The following is an 8,254-nucleotide window of genomic DNA, read 5'->3' as shown; positions in this document are numbered from 1 at the left end:
CACGTACGGTTTGATAAGGGGCGGTAGATTTTAAAGTCTATCGCCTACTTTATGTAGATTCCTTTATTTTGATGAATCAGCGGTTTATAATTAGAAATATGATTCGTATATTGTTTTGTGAAGATAATAAAGAAGATTTATTTCAAATACAGAATTATCTAAAAAATGTTTGTCTGAAATTAAAACTGGATGTTCAGTTTTATATATATGAAAAAGGACTTGATTTAGATATATTTGATGTTGTTTTTCTGGATATGGAATTAGAGGATCAAAATGGATTGGAATTAGGGGCTCAATTGAAAAAAGAGACTCTTATTATAATTGTTTCAAGATTTAAAAAGTATCTGGAATTTGGTTATCATATTCATGCGTGTCGCTATTTTCTAAAACCATTACAGAAAGAATATTTTGAAACACAAATGGAATGGATTCTAAAAGAACGTTTTTTATCGAATAATGAATATTTATTATTAAAACATGATCCGTATAAAGTTTTATTTGAAGACATAATGTATGTAGATATATATAATCGTAAATTGGTCCTTTTTTGTAGAGATGGAAAACAAATTCAGACAAATTTTACACTTAATCAATTTAAACAAAATTGTCCACAAAATTTGTTTGTTCAAATATATCGTTCTATTCTTGTAAATATGAATTATATAAAAGAAATACAAAAAACGGTTTTGATTCTTCAGAACAATAATAAGATTCCTATCTCAAGAAGAATGAAAAAAGAAGTGGAAAGGAAATATCAGTTTTATCTTCAAAGATTATGATTTTAGATGCAGTTTATTTTATTTTTTTATTTTCAAAACAAGAATTAAAACATGAAAAATGGATTTTGTTTATACTATGTAATGTCTTGTTGTTTGGACTCTTTTATTTTGATGTCCCATTTATTCTCCTGATTCAAATAGTTTTATATTTTTTATTTACTGTATATGCTTTTGATTTTAGAGACATACAATATGTTTTCTTGTTTTATGTTTCTCTGTTTTTGTTGTCAAAAACGATTCTATATTGTGTTTCGTTTCCGTTATTTTTTGAAATCATTATAAGCCAAATTATTTATTATGGATGTACTTTTTTGATGGTTTACTGGATTCGTAAAAAAGAAAATAAATTTTTTCAGTCTTTGTATGCAAAAAAAGAATATAGTGAATTATATCATTTTGTTCATGATAATTTGCATGCTTATGCAAAATTAAATAAAATGATTGAGCATGAAGACTATACAGGCATAAAAAATGAATTGGATCGTTTGTCGAATGATGCCAGAGAACAATTCAATTATTTATATACAGGTTCTCCTTTATTTTCATTGATATTAGAACAAAAAAGAGAAATATTGCGTTTATATCAAATTTCAGTTGAAATTTATATTCAAAAATTAAGGATTCATTCTCTAACATTGAAAGAACAATATACTTTTTTTTCATATATTATGGATCAAATCATTCAGTCTTGTTTGATTCAAGATTATCGTTTTATTTATATTCAAAACATAGAACAAAATTGTATTGAATTTTTATTTAGTGGAAGTTGTAATGAAAAAATAAAAAAAGAGTTAGATAAAAAGGGAATATTGTTTTCGATCGAAGAAATGAATACTTCTACAAAACTTATTATGACCTTTTAGACAAATAATAATACCACTTAGACTCATTGTATTGTATTGAATTTATTCGTTTCTATAATGAAGATAGAAAGGAAATTCAAAAATGAAATACAAAATAATTTTAGGAATCATTGTATTGATTTGTGTTCTATCTTTATTGATTCGTCCATCTAATCATACTTTATTTCATTATTTTAGTTATCTATCAACAACAGAAAATACACAGGATATTTGGTTACATTCAAAAGATGAATATGTCACAAAAGATGCCAAGGCATATGTAGAAGAACGTTTTGAAGGATTGGATGATGATGTGCTTGTTTATTATATAGGAGATGGATTTGTTGTTGGGGGTTGTCAAATAGTTGATGAAGATGGAAATGTGATGGAGACAATCGATGTCGATACAAATCCAGATTCTATTTTAGTTAAACAAGCTAAAGAAATGGAATATCAGCAATATATAGATAGAGACTTGAAACAAAAAGAAAAAGATAAAAAAATTTCTATAGATGATAAGGGAAAGTTATATCATTTGCTTCCTTTACTTCAAAAAGAATATCGAATTATTGAAGATAATGCATCTTGTTTTCAAATGCGTTATTATCAAGTGAATCAAAATGAATTTAATGAATTTGTTTCTGATTTTTCAAATTGGAATCAAATAGAAAATAGTAAAAATTATGTTTTATTTGAAAAAGAAGATTTGCGAGTTGTTGCAAGTTTGAATTCAAAATATAAGAATTTAGATGTTTCAATACAGAAATTAAATTAAAAGGAAAGAATTTTTTATCTTTCCTTTTATGGTTCTTACTTGAATTTCTTTTATTCAAGTAAATGGCCAAATTTTAATAGAGTAAATGGCTAAAAAAAACGATAATTTCTTATCGTTTTAGTCCAAAATAGGCGCCACAGAATCCACCGGCAATGTGTGTTAACTGAGAAATGGAGTCATCTTCGATAATAGCACTATATATTTCTTTTCCAATAAAAATCACAAAAACAAGAATTAAAGTTAATGGAATTTCTTTTTGTTTGACACTAGTGATGCTGGAAACAATCATCATCATAAAGACAATGCCACTAGCGCCGCATAAAGCAGTATTTGAAAATAGAAGACTATTTAACAAAGCACCAATAATACTTGTGATTCCTATCATGATACATAATTTTTTAGAACCATATTTTTCTTCAATCATGGGACCCAGTAATAAAATAAAAGTCATATTACTGGTAAAATGTGACCAGTCTGAGTGTCCAAAAATATAGGAAATCAATCGAATATACGTGAAAGGATCCATTAAACTGGATCGATACGTCACAAAATATTTCATTAAAATGGCTTGAGAAGTTTGTGTAATCAATAAAACAATAAGACACATTAGAACAAAGCCAATGGTAACAGGAGCGTTAATCTTAATTTTCATGGATTAATTCCTCTAATTGTTCAATATAATTTTCAAATGTTTTTAATGCTTGTATGATTGCATCGGGTTTTGACATATCGATGCCACATTGCTTTAATAAAGAAATCGGATCTTGAGAACATCCACCTTTTAAGAAGTTTTTATAATTTTCGACAATTCCTTCTTCTTTATGAATGATTTTTTCACTAATCGCGATGGCAGCCGCAAAACTAGTGGCATATTGATAGACATAGAATGGTGTATAGAAATGAGGAATTCTAGACCATTCGTATTGAATTTCATCATCAACTTCGATGTCTTTTCCATAATAATCTTTATTCAATTGTAGATAAGTTTCATTTAATATATCTGGAGTTAATACCTCATTTTGGCTCACTAAATTATGTGTGATTTTTTCAAATTCTGCAAACATGGTTTGACGATACATTGTGGATTTAAATTGATCCAGAAAATAATTCATTAAATATATTTTTTCTTGTTTGTCTTTTGAGTTTTCTAATAAATAATGAATTAATAAGCTTTCGTTACAAGTCGAAGCGACTTCCGCTACAAAAATTCGATAATCACTATCTAAAATGGATTGATTTGTGTTGGAATAATATGTATGTAAAGCATGTCCCATTTCATGGGCAAGAGTAAAGACATCATTTAATGTATTATTATAATTCAATAACACAAAGGGATGACATCCATAACATCCCCAGGAATAAGCACCTGTTCGTTTTCCTTTGTTTTCATAGACATCAATCCAGCGAGAATCAAATCCTTCTTGTAGTAAATCAATGTAATCTTGTCCCAGTGGTTTTAATCCTTCTTTTACGATTTCTTTGGCTTGTTCAAATGTATATTGTTTATCTACATTTTGTGCGAAAGACACATAAAAATCATACATATGAAGTGATTCATATCCCAATATTTCTTTTCGTAAAGAAACATAGTGGTGCATAGGTTCAAAATGATCATGAATGGTTTGAATTAAATTATCATATACATGCACTGGAATTTCATTATAAAAGAGTTCTTTTTCCAATGTGTTTTTGAAATCATGTTCTTTACTAAAGAAATCTGCTTGTTTGGCATTGGCATAATACATTGCCGATAAAGAATTGTTAAATTGAGCATAGACTTTATATAAATGGGTAAAAGCACTTTTTCTTAAAGTACGGTCTTTACTTTCTAAATACGAAATAAAGGTTCCTTGTGACAATGGATATTCTTTACCATTTTCATCTATACAATCTTCAAAATGAATATCTGCATTATTAAACATAGAATAAATGGAATCGGCTGCACTTCCTAAATCCGATGCCTTGGCTAAGAGTTCCTCTGTTTTTTCATCACGTACATGTTCTTTTTGACGGAATATACTTTCTAAGAAACGATGATATGGTTGTAGTTTTTCATCTTCAATGGAATCCAGTGTTAATACTTCAACTTCAAACCAGGAAGTGGATTGTGATAATTGCACAGCGAGTAACTGGGCTTGTCCACTGAGTTTTTGATAAAAACTATTGCCTACGTCTTGATGGTTTCTTTGATTGGCATAGACATAGATTCTTCCGAAATAATAATTGATTTTTTCGTATGTTTTTAATGCTTGCACTAAGGAATCTATATTTTTAAGTGTTCCTTTATAAGATTGAAACTCTTGAAGAAGATTTTGAATCAATTGATATTCTTTTTCAAATTCTTTATCGCTTTCATAAATATCTTCGAGTTTCCATGTATTTTCTTCTTTTTGTTGACTGCGTGTAATCATAATGGCCTCCTTGTGATAAAATATAAACATGAAATGTCTGGCTCTTGATTTAGATGGAACAACTTTAAATTGTTTGAATCGAATTTCAAAACAAAATCTACAAGCAATTCAAAAAGCGCATCAACAAGGTTATCTTATTGTGCCTTGTACAGGAAGAAGCTTAGACATGATTCCTGCACAACTGAATGAATTAGACTGCATTGATTTTGTGATTTGTTCCAATGGAGCTGTCATTTATAACTATAAAACAAAAGAAAAAATATATGAAGCTTGTATTTCAAATCAAGAGAGTCTTTCTTTTTTACAATCGCTTCCTTCTTTTTATATAAGCGCCAATATTGATGGAAAAATGGTTCTTCAAAAAGGATGGATTGGTACTTTGTATTCGTTTCTTAGAAAAAATAATAAAACAAAGTATTTAAAAGTCAATCGAATTGATTCATATTTAAAATCTACTCAAAAAGATGTGGAATGTTTTCAAATGTATACTTTAAAACCAGAAATTCATTTTCAATTATTAAAGCAATTAAGTAAATTTCCTTCTATGGCACAAGCCAATACCAATGCACCGAAAAATCGATATACGGAAATTTATTCGTCGTCTTCTTCTAAAGGAAAGGCACTGTCTTTCTTATGCGATTTTTTTTCAATTTCAAAAGAAAATATATATAGCATAGGCGATGGAGAAAATGATGTATCGATGTTTGAAATTTCGAATCTATCTATGGCTATGAAAAAAGGACATCCAGATTGTATTTTACAAGCAGATGTCCTGGTTGATTCAGTTGCCCAAGGTATTTATGAATATATACTAAAAGAATCCTGAGTGATTCTTTTTTTTTGTTGTGGAATATTTTTGTTCGACATATAATAAAGGGGTCTTAGGAGGTGAAAAAGAATGGACAATTGTGATAGTAGTGGGCCGAGTTCATGTTTAGATATTCCGTTGTCTATTCTTTTTAGACAATAGATTTTTTCATGAATTTGTCCCTGAATTAAAAAGGAGGCAAATATGGAAGAAAAAGAAATTTTAGATGATCGTTTATATGTTCAGGAAATCATTGATTTATTGAACAGTGAATTAAGTGATGCAACGCTAAAAGAATATTTAGAAGATTATCATGAAAATGATATTGCACAGGCTTTTGAAGAAGTTAGTCCTGAAATTCGTAAGCGCTTGATTTCTGTTTTAGACCAGGATCGTATTGCGGATGTTTTCTCTTATATTGAAGATTTGGATCTATATTTAGAGGAAATGGACATCCAGAATGTAGCCAAAATCATTGAAAATATGGATGCCGATGATGCGGTAGATTTGTTAGAAGACATGGACCAAAAGGTTCAGGATCAATTAATTGAATTGATGGACGATGAGTCAAAAGAAGATATTCAATTAATTCAGTCATATGAAGACGATGAAATCGGGTCTTATATGACAACTAATTTTGTGCAAATCCAAAATAATTGTACAATTCGTCAGGCAATGAAATCGGTGGTCGAACAAGCAGGGGAAAACGATAATATTATGACGATTTATGTTACGGATTCTTTGAATGTTTTTTATGGTGCCATTTCGTTAAAAGATTTAATTTGTGCGCGAGAAAATGATGCATTAGAAGATTTAATTGTGACTTCTTATCCTTATGTAATGGATGATGAAATTATTTCGGATTGTATTGAACGAATCAAAGACTATGCCGAGGATTCGTATCCGGTATTAAATGAAAAAAAAGAAATTCTTGGAATTATCACGGCTCAGGATATCATTGAAGTTGTCGATGATGAAATGGGTGATGACTATGCTAAGTTAGCCGGTTTAACAGCAGAAGAAGACTTAAATGAAACCACAAAGGAAAGTATGAAAAAGCGTTTGCCTTGGCTAATTGCACTGTTGTTTTTAGGTATGTTAGTTTCTAGTGTGGTTGGTGTTTTTGAAGGTGTTGTTTCAAAAGTTGCTATTATTGTTTGTTTTCAGTCATTGATTTTGGATATGGCCGGAAATGTAGGGACACAGTCATTGGCAGTAACGATTCGTGTTTTGATGGATGAGAATTTAAGTGGGAAACAAAAAATTGGATTGATTTTTAAAGAGTCTAAAGTCGGACTTTGTAATGGATTTTTACTTGGGTTTTTGTCTTTATTATGTATTGGATTGTATTTGATTTTATTTAAAGGCTATGACATATTTCATGGATTTTGTATTAGTGGATGTGTAGGCATTGCTTTATTAGTGGCCATGATTATTTCCAGTATTGTGGGAACTGTGGTACCTATGTTTTTTCATAAAATCAAAGTCGATCCAGCTGTGGCATCTGGACCATTGATTACAACGGTCAATGACTTAGTGGCAGTGATCACGTATTATGGAATGGCCTGGTTATTATTGATTGAGATTTTTAAGTTTTATTAGGAGAAGAGTATGAAAGCATTGGCAAGTGATTTTGATGGAACATTGTATTGTGATGGAATAATTAAGGAAATAGATCAAAAGGCCATTGCTTCATTTCAAAAACATTCATTATTTGGAATGTGTACAGGACGTCCTATTAAACATATGTATTGGTTTTTAAATGGAAAAGTGGATTGTGATTTTTATATTACTTCAACGGGTTCTTATATTTTAGATAAAAATGAAAATGTATTGTATGAAAGTGCAATTCCATATGAAATAGCATATCAAATTGTAAAAGAATTCAATGAAAAATATCAAATGTATTTACATGTAGGAAAAGAAGATATTTATGTAATTCAAAAAGAAATTCAGAAATTACATTCACATCAGATTATTGTAGACTATGATACACTTCCACAAGAACATATATTAGATATTTCAACATTTACAAATTGTGAACAAGATGCCATTCAAATTCAAAAAGAAATTGAAGAAGCTTTTGGTAAATGGGTAGACGTATATCGAAATGGTTTATATGTCGATGTTGTGAATAAAGGCGTTTCAAAAGGAAATGCTTGCCATTGGATCAAAGATCATTTTCAATTGGATTGTCTTTGTGGTATTGGAGATAACTATAATGATATTCCTATGCTGGATGCCTGTGATCAATCGTTTTCATTTGTTTATTCGCCAAAAGAAGTCAAAGAACATTCACATCATGTTGTAGAATCTGTTTACGATGCAATTCAAATCATTGAAAAGAAAGTATAATATTTATATTTTCGATATTAACCGGTCAAATAAGACCGGTTTTTTTAGAATAGAAGACGATAATGAAATATGTATTTATATGTTTTGATATTGACTTGATACTATTTCGATAATTTATATAATTGTTAGATGTCATATATTTGCCATACTTAGTAAATGTAAAAACAATAGGATATTGTGTAATAAATAACCAATATTACGATTTCTAAATATGATAAGATGAAAGTACAAAAAGGAGAAATAAAGATGTTCAAACTGCGGAGTAACTTATAAAACAATTGAAT

General features: G+C 29.2%; 8 protein-coding genes. 6 read left to right on the top strand and 2 right to left on the bottom strand.

Going from position 1 to position 8,254, the window contains the following annotated elements:
• Positions 1-98 precede the first annotated feature (98 nt).
• The 3 genes from ACI32A_RS05920 (at position 99) to ACI32A_RS05910 (ending at position 2,396) form a co-directional block, all read left to right on the top strand.
• Positions 99-779: a LytR/AlgR family response regulator transcription factor gene (locus ACI32A_RS05920; protein ID WP_439754117.1), complete on the top strand. Its 681-nt coding sequence runs from the start codon at positions 99-101 to the stop codon at positions 777-779.
• The gene (locus ACI32A_RS05915) at positions 776-1,642 is read left to right on the top strand and encodes a hypothetical protein (protein ID WP_439754116.1); all 867 of its coding nucleotides are present in this window, start codon (positions 776-778) and stop codon (positions 1,640-1,642) included. Before ACI32A_RS05920 ends, ACI32A_RS05915 begins: the two co-directional genes overlap by 4 nt.
• An 82-nt stretch (positions 1,643-1,724) precedes the next feature.
• Positions 1,725-2,396: a hypothetical protein gene (locus tag ACI32A_RS05910; protein WP_439754115.1), complete on the top strand. Its 672-nt coding sequence runs from the start codon at positions 1,725-1,727 to the stop codon at positions 2,394-2,396.
• Positions 2,397-2,505: 109 nt separating this feature from the next.
• On the opposite strand, the gene ACI32A_RS05905 is transcribed toward ACI32A_RS05910, so the two are convergent.
• Positions 2,506-3,048 carry a rhomboid family intramembrane serine protease gene (locus ACI32A_RS05905; protein ID WP_439754114.1) on the bottom strand — a complete coding sequence of 181 codons (543 nt, stop codon included), beginning with the start codon at positions 3,046-3,048 and terminating at the stop codon, positions 2,506-2,508.
• Positions 3,038-4,807 (bottom strand): oligoendopeptidase F, encoded by a 1,770-nt coding sequence (pepF, locus tag ACI32A_RS05900; protein WP_439754113.1) that lies wholly within the window; start codon positions 4,805-4,807, stop codon positions 3,038-3,040. The genes ACI32A_RS05905 and pepF overlap by 11 nt, the downstream gene beginning before the upstream one ends.
• A 28-nt stretch (positions 4,808-4,835) precedes the next feature.
• Between pepF and ACI32A_RS05895 the strand changes: the two genes are divergently transcribed.
• From ACI32A_RS05895 to ACI32A_RS05885, 3 genes are all read left to right on the top strand, one after another.
• The gene (locus tag ACI32A_RS05895; RefSeq protein ID WP_439754112.1) at positions 4,836-5,633 is read left to right on the top strand and encodes an HAD-IIB family hydrolase; all 798 of its coding nucleotides are present in this window, start codon (positions 4,836-4,838) and stop codon (positions 5,631-5,633) included.
• A gap of 186 nt (positions 5,634-5,819) precedes the next feature.
• Positions 5,820-7,217, top strand: a complete 1,398-nt coding sequence (gene mgtE / locus ACI32A_RS05890; protein ID WP_439754111.1) for a magnesium transporter — start codon at positions 5,820-5,822, stop codon at positions 7,215-7,217.
• Positions 7,218-7,226: 9 nt separating this feature from the next.
• Positions 7,227-7,970, top strand: a complete 744-nt coding sequence (locus tag ACI32A_RS05885) for an HAD-IIB family hydrolase (protein WP_439754110.1) — start codon at positions 7,227-7,229, stop codon at positions 7,968-7,970.
• Positions 7,971-8,254 lie beyond the last annotated feature (284 nt).

Origin of the sequence: Floccifex sp., from assembly GCF_051873555.1 — a bacterium.
Taxonomy (GTDB): domain Bacteria; phylum Bacillota_I; class Bacilli_A; order Erysipelotrichales; family Erysipelotrichaceae; genus Floccifex.
This window is presented reverse-complemented; position numbering and strand designations above follow the sequence as displayed.

Coding starts and splice junctions, on each gene's coding strand:
- ACI32A_RS05920 (WP_439754117.1), top strand. CDS start 99: ATGATTCGTATATTGTTTTGTGAAGATAATAAAGAAGATTTATTTCAA.
- ACI32A_RS05915 (WP_439754116.1), top strand. CDS start 776: ATGATTTTAGATGCAGTTTATTTTATTTTTTTATTTTCAAAACAAGAA.
- ACI32A_RS05910 (WP_439754115.1), top strand. CDS start 1,725: ATGAAATACAAAATAATTTTAGGAATCATTGTATTGATTTGTGTTCTA.
- ACI32A_RS05905 (WP_439754114.1), bottom strand. CDS start 3,048: ATGAAAATTAAGATTAACGCTCCTGTTACCATTGGCTTTGTTCTAATG.
- pepF (WP_439754113.1), bottom strand. CDS start 4,807: ATGATTACACGCAGTCAACAAAAAGAAGAAAATACATGGAAACTCGAA.
- ACI32A_RS05895 (WP_439754112.1), top strand. CDS start 4,836: ATGAAATGTCTGGCTCTTGATTTAGATGGAACAACTTTAAATTGTTTG.
- mgtE (WP_439754111.1), top strand. CDS start 5,820: ATGGAAGAAAAAGAAATTTTAGATGATCGTTTATATGTTCAGGAAATC.
- ACI32A_RS05885 (WP_439754110.1), top strand. CDS start 7,227: ATGAAAGCATTGGCAAGTGATTTTGATGGAACATTGTATTGTGATGGA.